Origin of the sequence: Vibrio sp. 1874 (assembly GCF_033344395.1) — a bacterium.
Classification (GTDB): Bacteria; Pseudomonadota; Gammaproteobacteria; order Enterobacterales; family Vibrionaceae; genus Vibrio; species Vibrio alginolyticus.
In genome coordinates, this window is the sequence record NZ_JAWPOR010000132.1 from 1 (window position 1) to 1,161 (window position 1,161).

Sequence of the window (1,161 nt, forward strand, 5' to 3'; positions counted from 1 at the left end):
CAATCCTCGTTGTTCTGTGAGTTTTTCTCGCGGAGAGCTTTACCCTATTCAAAAGTACCCTGAGATTTTCTGGGACTGGGCCTGCCAATTTGATACATCCGAAAGCATTATTCCTCTGGCGATTAACACTTGTAACTGGAATCACACCCAAGATTTAGGTGGCGACAGCTACATAATGATGCTCGACAACACGCCAATAAAACGCACCTATTTGCTTATCCAATCTGTCCAAGCTCGCACCGCACACAATATTTACGAAGAAAGCTACGACGCAATGCAGCTCGCGGCTGCGCGTTGGCAATGCATTCGAGCCGAGAAAAATGCATCACAAGAGATGCGACATCGAGACATCCGTGAAGCTCAATACGTCGATGAAATTAGCCAGCGCGAACGCTTTATCGAAAACATGAAGTTAGTTCAGCAAGTCGCACTCGAGATCTCCAACCCTGATTCCTTAAAAGATTTGTATTACAAAGCCGTCGAAGCCCTGCGCGAACGATTGGGCTTTGACCGCACCACACTGATGCTACTGGACATGAAAAAGCGCAGTTTCAGCGGTACATACGGCACAGATGAGTCTGGTGTTACGATCGATGAATTCCACACGCAATACGACCTACATCAACTGAGTGAGGAATACATCGCTGCGCTGTCGAGCCTTGAGAGTAATTTAGTGATCATCGAAGATGCGCCAATATACACGGCGGGCAAAGTGGTCGGGCAGGGATGGAACGCGATGTTAATCCTGCGCGACGGCAATGAGCCCTTCGGTTGGTTTGCGCTCGATAACTTCATTCATCGCAAGCCGATAACGGCGTATCAAAAACAGATGTTGGACTCGTTTGGTTCTCTTTTCTCACAAATTTATATCCGTAAGCGCCAAGAGCAAAATGTGCGCATGTTGCACTCAAGCATGGTTGAGCTATCACGCTGTACAACCGTTAGTGATGTGTGTAAATCGGCAGTGACTTTCGCGATTAAAAACCTCGGTATTGATCGTATGGCGGTATTTTTGACCGATGAAAACTGCTCATACATGCAGGGCACTTGGGGCACGGACATTCAAGGGAATGTCGTCGATGAGTCCTATTTCTTTGGTGAGACGCAAAACTTTTCTCTGATCAATTTAGGTCGGGCCGTACCGAGTGATGTCGTATTGGA

Annotated in this window: 1 pseudogene; it reads left to right on the forward strand. The window is 47.4% G+C overall.

Annotated features, from left to right (window positions below):
* Positions 1-16: 16 nt before the first annotated feature.
* Positions 17-1,161: pseudogene (locus tag R8N46_RS25075) on the forward strand (GGDEF domain-containing protein); the annotation flags it as partial.